The sequence below is a fragment of the Ktedonobacter sp. SOSP1-52 genome (assembly GCF_016587395.1).
In genome coordinates this window covers 80,679-97,288 of record NZ_BNJH01000003.1, presented here as the reverse complement: position 1 = coordinate 97,288, position 16,610 = coordinate 80,679, and the positions used below count along the sequence as shown (strand labels likewise).

General features: G+C 52.0%; 20 protein-coding genes. 13 read left to right on the top strand and 7 right to left on the bottom strand.

The window, feature by feature from the left end; all coding sequences use genetic code 11:
• Positions 1–11: 11 nt before the first annotated feature.
• The 3 genes from JMJ16_RS26095 to JMJ16_RS26085 all read right to left on the bottom strand — a co-directional run bounded on the left by JMJ16_RS26095 (position 12) and on the right by JMJ16_RS26085 (position 2,573).
• Positions 12–671: an ATP-dependent Clp protease proteolytic subunit gene (locus JMJ16_RS26095; RefSeq protein ID WP_201386319.1), complete on the bottom strand. Its 660-nt coding sequence runs from the start codon at positions 669–671 to the stop codon at positions 12–14.
• Positions 672–688: 17 nt separating this feature from the next.
• On the bottom strand, positions 689–1,357 hold the full coding sequence (locus JMJ16_RS26090; RefSeq protein WP_201386317.1) for an ATP-dependent Clp protease proteolytic subunit: 669 nt from the start codon (positions 1,355–1,357) through the stop codon (positions 689–691).
• Between the two features lie 202 nt (positions 1,358–1,559).
• Positions 1,560–2,573 (bottom strand): dipeptide epimerase, encoded by a 1,014-nt coding sequence (locus JMJ16_RS26085; protein ID WP_201386315.1) that lies wholly within the window; start codon positions 2,571–2,573, stop codon positions 1,560–1,562.
• Between the two features lie 264 nt (positions 2,574–2,837).
• Here JMJ16_RS26085 and JMJ16_RS26080 point away from each other — a divergent pair, with 264 nt between their 5' ends.
• The 4 genes from JMJ16_RS26080 (at position 2,838) to JMJ16_RS26065 (ending at position 5,844) form a co-directional block, all read left to right on the top strand.
• Positions 2,838–3,413 carry an HD domain-containing protein gene (locus JMJ16_RS26080; protein WP_201386314.1) on the top strand — a complete coding sequence of 192 codons (576 nt, stop codon included), beginning with the start codon at positions 2,838–2,840 and terminating at the stop codon, positions 3,411–3,413.
• A 48-nt stretch (positions 3,414–3,461) separates the two neighbouring features.
• Positions 3,462–3,872, top strand: coding sequence for a hypothetical protein (locus JMJ16_RS26075; protein ID WP_201386313.1), 411 nt, complete (start codon positions 3,462–3,464; stop codon positions 3,870–3,872).
• Between the two features lie 34 nt (positions 3,873–3,906).
• Entirely contained in the window at positions 3,907–4,464 is a 558-nt protein-coding gene (gene cas4 / locus JMJ16_RS26070; protein ID WP_236601833.1) for a CRISPR-associated protein Cas4, read from the top strand.
• A gap of 141 nt (positions 4,465–4,605) precedes the next feature.
• On the top strand, positions 4,606–5,844 hold the full coding sequence (locus JMJ16_RS26065; RefSeq protein ID WP_201386309.1) for a TIGR00300 family protein: 1,239 nt from the start codon (positions 4,606–4,608) through the stop codon (positions 5,842–5,844).
• A 55-nt stretch (positions 5,845–5,899) separates the two neighbouring features.
• Here the strand turns inward: JMJ16_RS26065 and JMJ16_RS26060 are convergent, their stop codons facing one another.
• Positions 5,900–6,880 carry a YafY family protein gene (locus JMJ16_RS26060; RefSeq protein ID WP_201370927.1) on the bottom strand — a complete coding sequence of 327 codons (981 nt, stop codon included), beginning with the start codon at positions 6,878–6,880 and terminating at the stop codon, positions 5,900–5,902.
• 143 nt (positions 6,881–7,023) lie between these two features.
• On the opposite strand from JMJ16_RS26060, the gene JMJ16_RS26055 reads away from it, so the two are divergent.
• Entirely contained in the window at positions 7,024–7,338 is a 315-nt protein-coding gene (locus tag JMJ16_RS26055; RefSeq protein WP_201386308.1) for a hypothetical protein, read from the top strand.
• Here JMJ16_RS26055 and JMJ16_RS26050 read toward each other — a convergent pair.
• On the bottom strand, positions 7,242–9,392 hold the full coding sequence (locus JMJ16_RS26050) for a recombinase family protein (RefSeq protein ID WP_201386307.1): 2,151 nt from the start codon (positions 9,390–9,392) through the stop codon (positions 7,242–7,244). The two genes, JMJ16_RS26055 and JMJ16_RS26050, sit on opposite strands and share 97 nt — an antisense overlap.
• Positions 9,393–9,563: 171 nt before the next feature.
• On the opposite strand from JMJ16_RS26050, the gene JMJ16_RS26045 reads away from it, so the two are divergent.
• From JMJ16_RS26045 to JMJ16_RS26020, 6 genes are all read left to right on the top strand, one after another.
• Positions 9,564–9,773: a helix-turn-helix transcriptional regulator gene (locus JMJ16_RS26045; RefSeq protein ID WP_201386305.1), complete on the top strand. Its 210-nt coding sequence runs from the start codon at positions 9,564–9,566 to the stop codon at positions 9,771–9,773.
• Positions 9,774–10,039: 266 nt separating this feature from the next.
• Complete coding sequence (locus tag JMJ16_RS26040; protein ID WP_201386304.1) at positions 10,040–10,252, top strand: hypothetical protein; 213 nt, start codon at positions 10,040–10,042, stop codon at positions 10,250–10,252.
• 117 nt (positions 10,253–10,369) lie between these two features.
• A complete protein-coding gene (locus tag JMJ16_RS26035) occupies positions 10,370–10,840 on the top strand; it encodes a hypothetical protein (protein ID WP_201386302.1) in 471 nt (156 codons plus the stop codon).
• Positions 10,840–11,052: a hypothetical protein gene (locus tag JMJ16_RS26030; protein WP_201386300.1), complete on the top strand. Its 213-nt coding sequence runs from the start codon at positions 10,840–10,842 to the stop codon at positions 11,050–11,052. The genes JMJ16_RS26035 and JMJ16_RS26030 overlap by 1 nt, the downstream gene beginning before the upstream one ends.
• A gap of 809 nt (positions 11,053–11,861) precedes the next feature.
• Positions 11,862–13,022: a MobQ family relaxase gene (gene mobQ, locus JMJ16_RS26025; protein WP_201386298.1), complete on the top strand. Its 1,161-nt coding sequence runs from the start codon at positions 11,862–11,864 to the stop codon at positions 13,020–13,022.
• 15 nt (positions 13,023–13,037) lie between these two features.
• Complete coding sequence (locus JMJ16_RS26020; RefSeq protein ID WP_201386296.1) at positions 13,038–13,472, top strand: hypothetical protein; 435 nt, start codon at positions 13,038–13,040, stop codon at positions 13,470–13,472.
• Between the two features lie 383 nt (positions 13,473–13,855).
• Here JMJ16_RS26020 and JMJ16_RS26015 read toward each other — a convergent pair whose 3' ends face one another.
• Entirely contained in the window at positions 13,856–14,398 is a 543-nt protein-coding gene (locus JMJ16_RS26015; RefSeq protein ID WP_201386294.1) for a recombinase family protein, read from the bottom strand.
• Between the two features lie 216 nt (positions 14,399–14,614).
• Here JMJ16_RS26015 and JMJ16_RS26010 point away from each other — a divergent pair, with 216 nt between their 5' ends.
• Both JMJ16_RS26010 and JMJ16_RS26005 read left to right on the top strand, forming a co-directional pair.
• Complete coding sequence (locus JMJ16_RS26010; protein ID WP_201386293.1) at positions 14,615–15,253, top strand: AAA family ATPase; 639 nt, start codon at positions 14,615–14,617, stop codon at positions 15,251–15,253.
• 8 nt (positions 15,254–15,261) lie between these two features.
• Positions 15,262–15,552, top strand: a complete 291-nt coding sequence (locus JMJ16_RS26005; protein ID WP_201386292.1) for a ribbon-helix-helix domain-containing protein — start codon at positions 15,262–15,264, stop codon at positions 15,550–15,552.
• A gap of 435 nt (positions 15,553–15,987) precedes the next feature.
• Here the strand turns inward: JMJ16_RS26005 and JMJ16_RS26000 are convergent, their stop codons facing one another.
• Entirely contained in the window at positions 15,988–16,581 is a 594-nt protein-coding gene (locus JMJ16_RS26000) for a hypothetical protein (protein WP_201386291.1), read from the bottom strand.
• Between the last annotated feature and the right edge of the window lie 29 nt (positions 16,582–16,610).

Here is a 16,610-nt window from a genome sequence, read left to right as displayed (position 1 = left end):
TTTTATCTCAATTAATTCTCTAATACTTCGTCTATCAGGCCGTACTCTACGGCCTGGTGCGCCGTCATATAGTTGTCACGATCCGAGTCCTGGGCGATGCGCTCGACAGACTGGCCAGTATGCTTAGCCAGGATTTCGTTGAGTTCGCTACGCGTGCGAATAATTTCACGCGCCTCGATCTCGATGTCGGAGGCCTGGCCCGCGATCTCACCCGAGATCAATGGCTGGTGAATCAGAATGGTCGAGTTGGGGAGAGAGAAGCGCTTTCCCTTCGCGCCTCCCGCGAGCAGGACTGAACCCATGCTCATGGCCATGCCCACGCAGACCGTCGAGACATCCGGCTTGATATACTGCATGGTGTCATAGATGGCCAGGCCCGCCGTGACACTTCCCCCTGGCGAATTGAGATACAGGCTGATGTCCTGCGAAGAGTCCTCGTGCTCCAGGTAGAGCAGGAGCATGATCGTCTGGTAAGCCACCATATCATCGATAGGCTTGCCGATCAAGATGATACGATCCTTTAACAGCAGGTCTTCAATGCCATAGCTACCCTCGCGCCCCCCGCGATACTCATTGCGAATAGAGGGAATCGAGCGCAAACCCACGCGCTGCACCTCGCGCTGCCACCGGGGATCGTGGGGGTACACAATGCTATCCATGATTTCTACCATATTTGCTGCCTTTCCGCTTACTGCGCCAATTCCTCGCGTGTAATCACTTCGTCGACCAGGCCATACTCGACCGCCTGCTGCGCCGTCATGTAGCGCCTGCGGTCAGCGTCCTGCATAACCTGGCCGACGCTTTTGCCGGTATGTTCGGCCAGAATCTCGTACAAACTCTGGCGCTGGCGTAGCAGCTCACGGGCGCGAATCTCGATGTCGCTGGCCTGGCCTTTGACCGAGCTTAAGGGCTGATGCAGAACGACCTGCGAGTGCGGCAGGATAAAGCGCTTGCCTTTGGTGCCTGCGGCGAGCAGCACAGCGGCCACACCCTGCGCCGCCCCCAGGCAGACCGTCGTGATCTCTGGCTTCAGATAGCGCATCGTATCATAGATGCCCAGGCCATAGTAGAGGTTGCCGTCCAGGGAGCCATGACAGTTTATATACAAGCTAATCTCCTTGGAAGCGTCGTCGCTCTCAAGGTAGAGTAGGACGCCAATCAGGTAGTTAGCGATTTCATCATTGATAAAGGGAGGCACAAAAACAATGCGCTCTCTCAGCAAGCGCGAGGGAACTTCATTGATACGTGCGGATTCTCTGCGGTACGAGGCCATATTCTCAATAGAGGGGAATGGCTGCCTTGCTTGCGCGAGGATATCGCCCTCTTCATTGCCGGGAGTTCTCCTGGCTACGTTCATAACGTCTCCTTTGCTTCTCTCATGCAAACCTGGTTCGGCCTGAGTAGTGCAATCCTGTAAGAGATACTTACATGTTTGATCGTATGATAATTTAAGAATATGCATGTGTCAATATGACTTAAATTGAAGATTGAAAGAGGGAGCGTATGAGCGGGCGACCACCCGCTCATACGCTCCCTCTTTCAATCTTCAATACGAAACTTTAGCGGGGCTTGACGCCGAGGCCGGGTCCCTCGGGGAGGACCAGTTTGCCTTGCTCGACGGTGACGCCGGTATAGGGGTCGTCGTCAACGAGCAGGTTGCCATCGAGGTCCGCGTAGTCGACCAATGGTGTCAAGTGGGCAGCGGCGGTAATGGCAAGCGAGCTCTCGATCATACAGCCAAGCATAATCTTTAAGTCGTGGGCGCGCGCAACATGGATCATCTTCAGGATCTGGGTGATACCATTGCTCTTCATCAGCTTCAGATTGATGCCGTCGACGCACTCGCTCAGGCGAGGAATATCCGTCAGGGCCACGGCGCTCTCGTCCGCGATAATGGGCAGGGGCACATTATCGCGAATCAGCTTGAGGCCTGCCAGATCGTGCGCGGGGACAGGCTGCTCCACAAATTCAATATTGTAGGGCGCAATGGCATTGATATTTTTGATCGCTTCCTTAGGCGTCCAGCCAGCATTTGCATCCACGCGAATGACCGCGGAAGAGACCTCGCGGATAGCCTTGATGATCTCCAGGTCCTGTTTGGTACCAACCTTGATCTTCAAGATAGGGTAGTCCTTGGCGAGCAGCGCCTTCTTGGCCATCTCTGTAGGCGTATCGATACCAATGGTAAAGGAGGTATAGGGCGTGCGTACCGGATCGAGGCCCAAGAGTTTATAGAGCGGCACCCCCAGCTGTTTGCCCACAAGATCATAGAGCGCCATATTCACGGCAGCTTTCGCGGCGGGGTTACGACCAATCACCTTGTCCAGGCGGCTCATAATGTCATCGATCACAAATGGATCATCACCCAGGTTGCCCGCGAAGAGCGAGATACAAGCCAATACGGTCTCGACACTCTCACCATAGTAGCGGCTGGGCGCGGCCTCGCCATACCCAATATGCTCACCATACGTTAGTTGTACCTCCGCGTTCGCGGCGACATGCTGCACTGAGCGCGCGATACGAAAAGGCGTGGTCAACTTAAGATCAATAGGTTTCGCGTCAATATGGATCATAGGTTCCTCTCTCCTCATCTAATCGGTGGGTCTGCTATATTCTAGCAGCCAGACAAGCCCGATGGAAAGGGGGAAGGGGGAAGGGTAATAGCGAGGTGGCAGCGTTACGCCAGAGCTATGCTATAATACACTACCAATATGACCAAACTGTTAGCTAATGCGCTTTTCTGCTCAATCTAGTAAGATCTTATTCCGAAACCCAACACCACTCACGTGACTAGCGCTCCGCGCTCAGGTTTTCGGAGAAGAAGTAAAGGGAATAGTATGCCGACACGAGAAGATGCATATACACTGATGACAAGCCATGTCCAGAATATCAGCCTCCAGAGGCACATGCTCTCGGTTGAGGCCGCTATGCGCGCCTATGCGCGTTCTTATGGTGAGGACGAAGAGTTGTGGGGAATAACGGGACTCCTCCACGACTGCGACTATGAGGAGTATCCCGATCTGCACCAGCATACGCAGGTCGCCGCCGTCTGGCTGGGTGATGCTGGCTACGACAAACGCATTATTTACGCCATCCTGGCCCACAATGATCTCAATCTTGAGACGCATCCGCGCACGGATTTGCTCTCCAAAGCGCTCTATGCCTGCGACGAGGTCACAGGCATGATCACAGCCACGACCCTGGTGCGCCCAGATAAGAGCATCCATGGACTGGAGGTCTCCTCGGTGCGCAAAAAGATGAAGACCAAGGGCTTCGCCGCGGGTGTGAACCGCGAGGACCTGGTCAAGGGCGCCGAGGAGCTAGGCGTTGACCTGAACGAGCATATCGCCTTTGTGATCGCGGCCATGTCTGCCGTCGCGGAAGACCTGGGTCTGGCAGGCATAGCCGTTTAACGCCATCACGCGTATAGAAAGTAAAGAGTTTTAGGAAAGTCCAGGACTATGCAGCAGCGACGCAAGCCACAGCATCAATCACAGCATCTCTTTACCGCTAGTGAGGTCGGTTCTTTCGAATACTGCTCGCTCTCCTGGTGGCATGAGCGCTATGATCCCATGGCACGGGGCAATGACGATGAGCTTTTCGCGCGCCTGGTGGAACTGGAGGAGGAGCACGATGCCCAGGCGCCCTCACTCCCTGAATACCAGGTCATAGAGCAACTCTTGCTCCGTCGAGGTGCCTTTGAAGAAGGGAAGGCACAACATCGCGAGCATGCGGAAGAGGTCGCGGAGCGGAAGGAGGAGCGTATCCTGACGCCCAGTTCCAATGATGCCATGCGGCGCCTGATGCTCGTCATCGTGGCCCTGGTCGTCCTGGCCCTGGCGCTGATCATTGCTTCGGCCTTTCTGCATTGAGTGATTTGGTTACTAAGCAAGAGGGGGTATTTTGGTGGGGAACATCCTGTTACCAGGAGGTCTGGGACTCTTACTTTTCGCGTTAGCCCTGCTCCTGCTCTGGCGTAATGAGCGTGTACGCCAGCAGGAGCGGCTGCACGAAGAGTACAAACAGGCGCTGGACCTGCCTGGTGAACTCGTGTATGAGAACATCGATGGGCAGGGAGAGACGCTCTACTCCAGCAACTATCCTCTCATTGGCCAACCCGATTATATCGTGCAGCATCCCGATGGGAGGCTCATTCCCATTGAGCTAAAACTGACCGCCTCAGGCGTGACACAGCCCTATAGCAACCACGTCATGCAGCTTATTGCCTACTGCCTGATCCTGGAAGATTACTCAGAGATTCCCCCCACGCATGGCATCGTGCGCTATGCCGACCGCGATTTCACCATCGACTATACACCCGCGCTCCGCAAGAAGGTTATCCGCCTGCTCTCAGACATGGAACAGCGTGGCCCCCAGGACCCCCCACCCTTGAAGACACAGCGCGCCAGCAAGTGTCGGGCCTGTGTCTTTCAACAAATCTGCCCCATTGGCCGAGATAAGTAAGTAGAGCATGTAAAAAAGCAGGTCTAACCCCTTCTCATCCATTGATTGACAAGGCTTCTATAGAGGGGCTACACTAGCAGCAGAATCATCTATTGGTCCGATGAGAAGGGTTTTTCCCTTATAAAAAGCGAGAACATATCTATGGGTATATTTCATGAAGTAGTGGAGTTGAGCGGACATATTATCGACTCCTGGTCGCTTCCACGCGCCTGGGATACCATTATGGATCGCGGTGGAAACTTCACCGTCCAGGAAATTAGCATCGGGAAGCAGAAGTCAGAGTCGAGCTATGCGCGTTTCCAGGTTGAGGCTCCCGATCCCGAAACGCTAGAACTCATTATCTCAGAGCTACAGCAGTTTGGAGCCATTCTAGTTGACGCTCACGATGCACAGACCGAGATGGTCACTCAGGATGGCGTCTTGCCACCCAATTTCTATTCGACGACCAATCTGCCCACGCAGATCCGCATTGGTGGCAAGTGGGTCCTGGTAGAGAATATCGAGATGGACGTGGTGGTGGTGGTCGAGGCTGAGAAACAGCGAGCCTACTGCAAACCCATGCACGAGGTGAGCAAGGGCGACCAGGTCGTCGTTGGACACAAAGGTATTCGCGTACAACCCTACGAGCGCGAGCGTGGGCATGAGACCTTTGCCTTTATGCAGAGTGATGTCTCATCCGAGCGAGCTAAGGTCCTGGCTATCAGAAATATCGCGCGCCAGATGCACGAGATACGTGAACGGGGCGGCAAGATCCTCTTTGTACTTGGGCCCGCCGTAATCCATACTGGCGCAGGCCGCTATGTGGCCGAGCTGATTCGTCGCAACTATATTCACGCCATCTTTGGTGGCAACGCCATCATTACGCACGACATTGAATCCGCGCTCTTTGGTACGTCTCTGGGCGTCAACCTGAAAACGGGTGAGCAGGTCGAGGGCGGGCATCGTAACCACCTGCGCGCCATTAATGCCATGCGCGGCGTCGGCTCGCTTGAGAAAGCCATTGAGATTGGCCTGCTGCGCGAGGGCATTACCTATGAGGCGGTGACACGCGGCCTCCCCCTGGTGCTGGCGGGCTCTATCCGCGATGATGGCCCAATGCCTGGCGTCATCACAGATATGCCGGTCGCGCAGCATCATATGCGCGAGGTCGTCCAGGATGTCGATATGACGATTATGGTTGCCTCGATGCTCCACGCCATCGCCACGGGTAATCTCCTGCCCGCACGTGTGCGCACCGTTGTTGTCGATATCAATCCAGCGGTTGTGACCAAACTGGCGGATCGCGGCACCTTCCAGGCCGCGGGGCTGGTCACGGATGCAGAGCTCTTCCTGCGCGAGCTCCTCGAATCGATCAACCAGTTAGAAAAAGAACTGGCTTAAACAGGTTGTTAGTGGGACGGGGCCAAGCAAGAGGCCTCATCCCACTAACAACCTGTTATATCTGCTCTCGATGGCTCGCCCGTTCCGCCAGGTCACGCATTCTCTCAGCCTGGCGGAAAAGCGCGTCACAGAGTTCCTGTGGCTCACGTACAATAAAGGGGCAGCACAAACCCGCCAGGTGATACGCCATCCAGTCGAGGTCATCAGCATAGCACTTAAATAAGACCTGCCGCTCCTGGCCTGCCACCTGCTCCAGTAGGGCCATGGTAGGCGAGACTATACTTTGGGCCTCCTCTAACGTCGCCTCCAACACAACTTCGATATACCAGCGCGCAGGCGTCATAGGAATGCCCTTTGTGACATACTCAAGGCAGTTAAAACCGGAAGGACGCGTAAAGGGCTTCTCGCCCATACTAGCCTCTAACACCCGGTCCAGGCGAAAGCTACGCAGATCTTGACGCAAATGACAATAGCCGACCATGTACCAGTAGCCCATGCGATAGACCAGGCCGTATGGGTCTACCTCGCGCTCAGAAACCTCGCTTTTGAAGGCCTGATAGCTCAAAAAGGCGCTCTGCTCAAGCTGGGCCGCCGTTGAGAGGACAGAGATGACTTCAGCCCGCGCCACACCCTTAGCGTTCAGGCTCTGGAATTCCAGGGTGTTCTGGAGGGCTTGCATCTGTCCACGCAGTTCCAGGGGTAAGACACGCTCAACTTTAGCCGCGACCCCTTCAACCGCGGGCGTCGCCTCGGCCAGCCCCAGTTTACGCGCGGCAAAGAGTCCCAGCGTCAGCGCCAGGGCTTCATCATTAGTAAACATCAATGGAGGAAGCTTGAAACCTGGGCGGAGATGATATGCGCCGTAGCGCCCACGCCCGCCTTGTACAGGAATGCCCATACTCTGCAACATTGTGACATAGCGCCGAATGGTGCGCACATCTACCTCCAGGCGCTCCGCCAGTTCGGGGCCACTTATGCGCGCACGCGATTGCAATAATTCGAGTACCGTCAGGACGCGTGTCGTGGGAAAGTACATGTGCCTGTTCCTTTTCTCAAGATCTTTTGCCGGGATAGAGCCAATCAGGACTTATTATACCCGCTTTTGAAGGTATACTCAAAGGCAAGCACTATTAAGCCAACACAGGCGATACATTTTCTAAGACAGGGTGGGATCACACCATGACGACAATTCATATCTCACGCGAGCATGCGCGGCGTTTCCTCACCAGCTACCACTTTCGTCCAACCGATCTGGCCGGGGTCTTTGAGCGCCTGGGCACGGTCCAATACGATCCGCTAAACCCGGTTGGACGCAATCCCGATCTCGTTTTCCAGGCACGCATTTCAGGCTACCAGGTTGACGGCTGGCAGCACGCAGCCTATACCCAGCGCATGGTTTATGACGCCTGGGACAAGCAGTCTTTCCCACCCAAGTATCGTGCAACAAATCCTTCCAGTCCATCCATTGTTTCCGGGAGCACCCAGAGCGCATAAAGAGGAGCCGCGCTCTTCGCCGTGTTGCTGATGGCCTTTTTTATGTACTCTATGGTAGTTTCGTAATCCCTAAAGAGGTATTCCCCGTCCAGCTTGGGAACCATATCTTTGTAGCATATGCCAACGCATACGCCGGGTTCAGCGGGCACCTGCCTCTTGATTCCCATTAAAGCCGTTTGCCCCTGGATAGACTGCCACGTCCTGCCCGGCAGTAGTTCCAATATTTCCATGTAGTTCGTGCGGGGATAATGCTGCCTGATGATTTCTTTTTCTTTTTCGCTGAATTTTTCACCACGGCTAGGCGATGCTTTCCAGATGTACGCTACGTCTAAACGCGGGTTTACCGCATCTAGCCAGTCAATGGACAGGCGTATCCAATGAGGTGAAACCACTTCCACTTCTATCCTGTTAATTAGCAGGCTGAATGTCCTCTGCCTATGATCCAGATCAAACGTAGGCCACACAGCTTCAAAATTGCCGAGCAGAGAATGCAATTTTTCGATTTCTTCCGGGCTATCCATCATCCCCAGCTTTTCCTTCTTGGCTTCAAGGGATTGCTGGCGCTCCATCAAGTCGCGCTTTTCTTCCTCCAGCATATCGTACATGGGATCATCCACGTTGGTTTTCATGCGCTTTTTGGCGTTCTCCACCAGTTGCATCTTGATACCCTGAACCTGCTGGGGAATGCTGACAAAATCCTCGGATTGTTGGTTATATACCTCCTCCAATGTCGCCCTTACCCTGTCTCTCATCTCTATATCGGCTTTTTCCAGCGCGAGCAGCCTATCCACAACAATGGCGTCAAAATCATTCCCCGGAATGCAGCACCACCGGGTTCGCGTCATGCAATTTGCAGGCTTGCGGTATCCCAGATAGTTAAGCGTGGACTTCCCTTCATATATTTGCTCATAAGCGCTTATAAATGCCGTTTCACCGGGAATGGGCGTGAGGATAAGCCTGCCGTGGAACAGTAAATCATGCGGCGTTTCTCGTGTCTTTGGAGTGCGCGTTACCCCCCGGTAGTTTTCAACAGGCTCGCCCTCCAGCGTATAGCCCTTGAGTCTCGCATATCCTTCTGCGAAAAGCGCATAGTCCAGAACAGCAGGGTGATTATCGACGATAACATCCGGCTTGTCTTCATCTGGTTGCCACCATCCTATCAACATCTCGTTGACAAACAAGTCCCTCAATGTTTGGTCGGAGCGGGGCTTGTAGCCTACTCCGGGAATATGATGTATGCAGGTTTTGATAAGGTATTTTTCCCTATCTTCATCCGGGATCTCAGGGAAAAGATAGGCCATTCTATCGACTTCCCGATTAAGCTTGCTGATATTCCAGTCAAGCGCCTGCGCCCGTAAGGCGAGATTTCGCATCTCCTTTGCCCACGGTTCGTAAATCACGATAGATTGATTCTGTTTTTTTCCTCTTACCGCGAGTCCAGGAGGCAAGAGCCGCCCGTCATAACCGCCCTTATCCGCCTTATTCTGCTTGCATTGCAGCATGTGTTTCACATGCCCTTCGATATAGCCGTATGCCTCACGCATTTTATCCTGAAAGGAAAACAGATCGCGGTAAGCTGTAAAGTCATAGACGCGGGTTCTTTCATCGCTGGCGGCAGACGAGATAGGAGGCACAATAACCTTAATCCGCTTTTCGTCGGCTAGCCTTGTAAAGACGCCGACCTGATCCATATGCTTATTGCGGAAGAGCCTGTCTTCCCTTGCCAGTATGATAGTTCCTATGAGTCCCTTGTGCATATCCCGATAGAGACGGTCGAGTTCTGCCCGCTGGTCAATACGTTTCTGTCCAGATACGCCAGCGCCTTCATCGTATAACTCTACATGCGGCTCCTCGTTGCCATAGAGCAGCACAGCGTACTCTTGCAATCCCAGTTGCGTTTCCCGGCTTTCCGCCATTGCAGTATCTGCTCCACTCTTTGACTGCCTTACCAGGACGGCGGTTGCGCGTTTCTTATCAATTTCCGGCAAATCCCGATAGTGGTTAGAGCGGGTCTCTGCCTGCCGAAGCTTGAATACTCTTGGGCCTTCTGGCATCTTTTGCCACCTTTCCTGAAGAAACGAACCAATTTCTTCTTAAACTATACCATATCTTATCCCTAACTTTCCATGATATGCCCAGATATCTCACTACTAGCATTGACATTCCCATAAATACCGTGGCATACTTGAGAGGTAATAAATCTTTCTTTTTGGAGTGCTTAACCGATGAATCTTGAAGATTACAGAGTTAAGCTTGGATGGTCGAAGGCAAAACTTGCCCGTGAGGCAGGTATCGACGTAGGGACGCTGAGTGACGCGATAGCAGGAAAACGCATTTACAAGGCGACAGCCGGAAAGATTGCGAACGCCATATCGAGGGGGTTACAGCAGGAAATTACCTACAAAGATATTGAAGGGATTGCCCTTGCAGACTGATATCCAGGCTTAAAGGAGGTGATGCCAAGAAACGCCAAGGCGCAGAGCCAAGGCGTTCCTCAGAGACTTTTTCTACATTCTTTGTACTGTGCTCCACTCTACCAAAGTAACCACAGTGCAAATATGAAACAACCTATCCTTTTACTGTTTTTCAGTGGCGGTAAGGTGCGCCTTATAGGGCGTGCTTTGCTGCCAGACAGGCGTAAAGTCTACTGGTAATAATACCACGTCCGGGCTTCGCCTGTCGATTGACGGAGGCAAATATCATGAACGGTATAAAAGGTCCGTTTGATAATTTTATTCCCGTTATACCGATGGAAGATGAGCCTGCACACAAGGGTACGTCGCTTTTCTGTTCTGACCCCACCTGCGGTTGCCACGAAGAACCGGCGCTGATAGAACCTGTAAATCAGCAGTACCTTGACGGCTTGCTCACCGCCGAGGAGGCAGCCCGCACTATTCAGGGGAAGCAGGTGTAACATGGCGTATCATCGTCCGGTTTATCGTCCGGTGCGGGAAACACGCCCGCATTCACTAGAGCAATCCGCCGATGTAACATATGCGCCCGCCCATTGCCGAAGCAACACCCTAAGCCCGTGGCAGCCCAGCAACGCACACAGAAGCTACCGCATACTGAAGACCTGCCGGAAAAAACGCGCAAGCAGGGTAATGGCCTGTTGAACATAGGTATAGGTATGTGTGGGACGCTCCTGTTTCTTATGTTCCTCCTTAACGTGGTACTTCCGTGGTGGAACTGGCTTCAAACCCAATGGCACTACGGCGATATGCATGTATCGCACTTTGATTATCACGGGCATCACTTTATCGGTGAAGTTTACCGGGGCTATGTCACCGTTTTTGATGTCCCTAACGGCCATCCTGAAAAAAGTCAGGTCTTCTTATTGCAAAGCGCCCCGGACAATACGCCGGTACAGTTCGAGACCCGTGACGTGAATAATGACAATATTCCCGATGTGATAGTCGGCACTGACGGCAGTTCTATCGGTATCACGTTCTACGGCACGAAAGATGGCGTATATAGTAAAACACCACCGGAGAACAAATAATGACGAATTTGGAGTTGCCATTCGACATTGAGCATCCCGATGTAAAGGCTGGCTTCAGAACAGGTCAGCAAGCAATCTACCGCGATACCCGGCCAGATACGGATATGGAGCTGGTGAAATTCATGCGCGACTTTATGGCCGACGAAGCGCAGCGCCTTGCCTATAATGTCGGCTTTCTTCTGGGGCTTTATCATTCTGACAAGCCAAACTAGCTCACCCTGAAAACATCTTGGCCAGCGTGCGCGCCTCTCGGAATCGGGGGGCGCATTTTTATTGCGCGAAGCATGGGCGCAATCAACATTCTTCTTTTCCTACTGCCCGATACCCTTTTCCGCAACAGGCGGCAAATCGAATAGCGCCCGGTCGTCCGGCCTGCTCAAAAACCTATCAAGTAATTTGTAAAGATATTCCCTGTATTCGGGACGTTTCCCGGCCTCATCTAACACAGCCGCGCCTGCTAAAATTTTCCTCCTTGTATCTGCCTTTCTCTGTTTAGCATTTTCGCGGGCTTCCTCCTGTCTTATTCGCGCATCAAGCGTCTTTCGTTACGCTTTCAGCTTTTCAAGTTTGTCATTTGCCATTTTACATTTTCTTTCCCGTGCCCTATATTCATGCTGGTTTTTCCCATTGGTGATATAATACAACATACTACGGAAAAAGGAGGGGCAACATGGAACACTCTCGCCACACGGCACTGCCAAGACCGACAAGGGCGCACTTATGCAAACTAAAGTTTGCGTGCGTCGGGATTGCATCCCTGAACCCTGCCTCATGGGCCTTCGCGCCCCTGAGAACCCTCGACAATGGGGGCGTGCCTTGCCCCCTTGACCCCTGCCCAAAAGCGTTGCCTCTGGACACCAGCAGGGGGAGTTGTCCCCCGCACCTGCAACAAGGTGCGTGCCTGCCCCTTGACCCAGCACAAGGGCGTTGCCCCTGTACCCCATCAGGGGTATTCTCCCCTCATACCCGACGAGGGGCAAGCGTGCCCCCTCGACCCGCGCATCGATAGAGTGGAATGCTTATGATTGCATCCTGGTATCATTGCAGCATAAAAGTCATGAGTCGCAGCACTGGGCGCACCGCTATTGCAGCGGCAGCTTACCGCAGTGGTGAGAAGCTGCATGATGCCCAGCTCGACAAAACTTACGATTATACGCGGCGGCGAGGAGTGGAAACCTCGTTTATCGTGGCCCCCTATGGCGCGCCGGAGTGGGCTTATAATCTTGAAAGTTTGTGGAACCAGGCGCAGGTTAAAGACAATAGAAAAAATAGCTGTCTGGCGCGAGAGTGTGAACTTGCGTTACCCGGCTCGCTTGATGTTACCGACCGCGAGCAGCTTGCGCGTGATCTTGCCCTTCACCTGGTTGAGCGGTACGGGGTTGTCGTGTCTGTTGCCTTGCATGAGCCATCACGCCACGGCGATGACCGGAACTATCACGCACATATCATGTTTACAACGAGGAGCATTGATGAAAACGGCTTCGGGGCAAAGACCCGCGTGCTGGACGAACGCAAAACCGGCTCGCAGGAAATCAGGCATATACGCGAGTATGCGGCCAACCTGATTAATGAATATCTGGAATACGCTGGCAAGGATGAACGGGTTGACCATCGCAGTTTCGAGGATCGCGGTATTATGCGAGAGCCGAAAAAACATCTGGGTGTCGAGGCCTCCGCGATGGAAAGGCGAGGGCAGGAGAGCAGGATAGGGGACGATAACAGGGAAGCTAAAGCACATAATGCAGGTATTGACCTGCTTGTAAGTGAGTTGGCAGACCTTGACGCGGAAATATCCGCAGAAATTGAAGCGGAATTTTTCCCGCTCGTGGAACCAGAGCATGAGCTTAGCTGGGAGGAACAGAAGGCCGCAGGGCAAGGTTTCTTGAAATCCAATGAGGATTTGTCACCACCGCAGCCAGAGACTACTTTTGCCGGGCCGGAGCAGAAGAAAGCCGCACAAAGCGCCTTTAATAACCCGATAGTAAAGGACTTTGAAGAGCAGATAAAAAATACAGGCGAAATCAGAGAATACGGTCTAGGAATAGCCATATATGATCGAACAGTGGCAATGTTTGAAAATCTTTATTATGGTACAATTAACTACGTTAAAGGTGGTTTGCAGAAAATAGCGTCCCGATTTAATCCGAGAAACCCAGATATTGATATAGACCCAGACAGGTAAAGCGAGGAAACGATATTGTCAAAGGATTCAAAAGACCCCCTCGCCGCATTTAGGAAGTTCGGCCAATCACCATTCAAGCAGATCAGTACGACCGCAACGCCTGACCAGATGGCCGGAGACCCCCACCATTATTCTGCTTATGGCCTCGGCGAGCGCAGCCAGGAGCGGCTAGAGATTCGCTCACTGTTAGCGCCGTGGCATGCCCCATCATATCACTACCTTTTGGATATCGTTTTTAATGGCAATTTCGGCACTGAGACAATACTTACGTTTAGTTTTTTAGTTGTCAAAATTGAGGGAAAAAATCTGCAAGCCGTTAACGTTGCTATCCGTGAGGGTGTTTGTACCTACATCCAGGATTACGACAAAAGAGAATTCACCCCACCGGCAGAGGGTGAGCCGGTTATCACAAAAATAGAGGCTGTGATGAGGAAAGAGGAAAGGATTTAGGGCAGTAGGAAAAAAAGAAAGGGAATTGTCTGGTGGCTAATTTGCCAGATTTTCACCCCCTCACGCCGGTACGCGACTGGCGTGAAGTATCAGGAATTTGCCGATGCTGACCCAGAAGCATCACGCCGCAAGGGTTATTACGAAGAAGCCGCCAGATTGCGCAAAGCAGTCATCGCCAAGGCGGAGGGGAAATAATGTCTGAATATATGCCAGCAAGAAAAAACAGAATGATCAATAAGACAGGCCGCAAATTCATACTACTCCCTGCCGACCTGCTAGAGGAGTCCAAGGTAGCCTGCGCGGTGAAGCGCACAACGATGGTGGTCGAGGTTATCAAGTTTATAGAGGTTTTATCGAGAAGGCGAAGGCGGAAAAGTAAGCAGCTATTTTATTGCCCGGTATAGCGTTGACCGCGACACCTTGAGCAGCGCCGCTACCTCGTCGGGATATTCACCACCGTCGATAAGCTTGCGAGCATGTTGTACTTGTTTGGATGATAGGAGGTTTTTCCGCCCCATCTTTATACCGCGAGCCATTGCCGCCGCCCTGCCCGCCTTCGTTCGTTCTTTAATCAATGAACGCTCAAGCTCTGCCAATACCCCGATCATTTGCCACATAGCGCGGCCTGTGGCGGTCGTGGTGTCTATAGACTCAGTGAGCGAACGGAACGCCACCCTCCTCACCTTCAGCTCATCCAGGAGCGCGATAAGATCAGAAAGTGACCGCGCTAACCTATCCGTCTTCCAAACAATCAGCACATCGCCAGGATTTAGAGCGGCGATACACTTCTTAAGGCGCTGGCGTTCTGCCGTTGCGCCGCTTGCCTTGTCCGTAAATATCCGCTTGCATCCTGCCCGCTTCAATGCGGCAAGCTGCAAGTCAGGATTTTGGTCATCAGTGGAGACACGACAATAGCCTATTTTCATAGGCAACTTTTGACACTAATTTATGAGACACGCAAGCCATTGATTTTATGAAGCTATTTTTTTGTGTCAGAAATCTTGAATTATAAGACGACGATATTCACCAGGCTAAAAACCAAACAGCGACGAAATATAAGGGCGAATAAACTGCTTGAGTGTTTGCGAGTTTGCACGTATAGGTAAAAGCACTAAAACCCATAAACAATAAAACGTGCAAACATGAAAACACTCGCCATCATCAGCCAGAAAGGCGGCTCTGGCAAAACAACCCTTGCTGTGCATCTTTCTGTTGCAGCAGAGCAGCACGGATTAAAGACAGCGCTCTTTGACCTCGATCCACAGGCATCCGCAGCGAGCTGGTCCGACAGGCGAAGTAATTCTTATCCCGCTGTATTTGCTGCGCAGGCTCCAAGGCTATCAGGATTAATAGCACAGGCCGAGACGCAAGAGGCTGACTTGGTTATCCTGGATAGCGCTCCTAATACCGATACCGCATCTCTGGCAGCCGCAAAAGCTGCCGACCTTATATTGATACCATGTCGCCCATCGGCATTTGATTTGCACGCCATAGGCACCACATTTAGCTTAGCGGCTGTTGCGGGCAAACCCGCCTATATCATATTGAATGCCGTTCCATCCCAAGGAAAGTTGGTTGATGAAGCAAAAACAGCTTTGAAGAAAGGCGGCATACAGGTGGCCGATCCAGTTCTTCACCACCTGGTCGCATTCTCACACGCCATTAATGATGGTCGTACAGCGCAAGAGTTTGACCCTAAAGGTAAGGCGGCAGCGGAGATTGAAGCCCTTTTTAAATGGGTGTGCAAACAAGCAAACATAAAAACACGCAAACACGTTTGAGGTAGAACATGAAGACCCGCGCCCCCCTCACATTCAATACGAATACAATCACAAACACCGAAACAGGTTTACGAGAAAACACGCAAACACCAAACCGCGCAAACACCAAACCGCGCAAACATAAAAATACAAAGGGCAGGGAAGGCAGACAATTCATAGCGGCACATGTTTTGCCGGAGGCGGCGAAGCAGTTCAAATTACTGTCCGTTCAGCAAGGCGAAACAGTCCAGAAATTGCTTATCGAGGCTATCAATGACTTCTTCGCAAAATACGGCCTCAGTCGTATTGCGGATGAGTAATCTATGACCGAAACAACTTATCTTTATAGACATTTTGATGCTAATCGCGGCCTGCTTTATGTGGGCATATCGCGGAATGCGGTGTTGTGAAGAAGTGAGCATGAAGGGCGAGCCAAATGGTTTCGCAGCGTTCGTAATATTGAAATCAAGGCTTTTCCTACAAGAGAAGCAGCTATGTGTAAGAGCTTGCAAACATAAATGACCGTGCTCGCAATAACACCCGTTCTCCGGCTCAGATTAACTGAGAATAGAGGCGATAATTACAGAGAAACCCCTGTATAATGTTGTTATCAGAAATCGCGAAAGAGAATTGGAAAGAAAAGCCATGAAATTCATTAAAGGTGCCCGATGTCTAGCATAAGGCAGGCGGCAATAGTTGGGTTGCATGGATAAGAAACTGTAAGGCGGCCTCTCCCCATAACGAGAAGGCCGCCTCTATTTTTGTTGCTCCAGAAGTAGTAACTCCGTCTGTGCAGCCGCGATAGATCCCTTCCGTCTGTAACTCTGAACGAGCACCATCCTGTCGCCGTTAAACATAAACCGCACGTTCACAAAATACACATCAGCAGCCAAGGAGCGGTAGAGAAATCCTTTTTCCAGAAGCTCATTCATGCCACGCTCATAAGTGCGCCGTGAAAGATCTGCTTTCCATCGTTGTGCTAGCAAAAAATTCAGGGTTACGGTATCCTTATCCTTAGAATCGCGACCGCTGATTTCTTTGTAAACAAACTCAAAAATGGTAGCACCGGCTTTGCTTAATTCTCCATATTGCCGGAGGCCCGCAAGGTAGATTTTTACAAATTGTTCACTATCTACTTCTTTTTCTTCAACAAAGGCAAACGCCCCGCGACCTACCACTTCTCCAGTACCAGGCGCAACCATATAGGCTCCGCCGAGTTTATTGGGTTTATTCGTCCTTATGCGAACAGGAAGGGCTTCGGAAAGTGACGGGTTTACCTCATAAATCGGATGACCATACCTCGTCAACGGCGCAGATTTATTGGTTTCGTCTTGTCGTGAATGCGACATTATTTATCCCCATTTTGGCGGAATTGCTG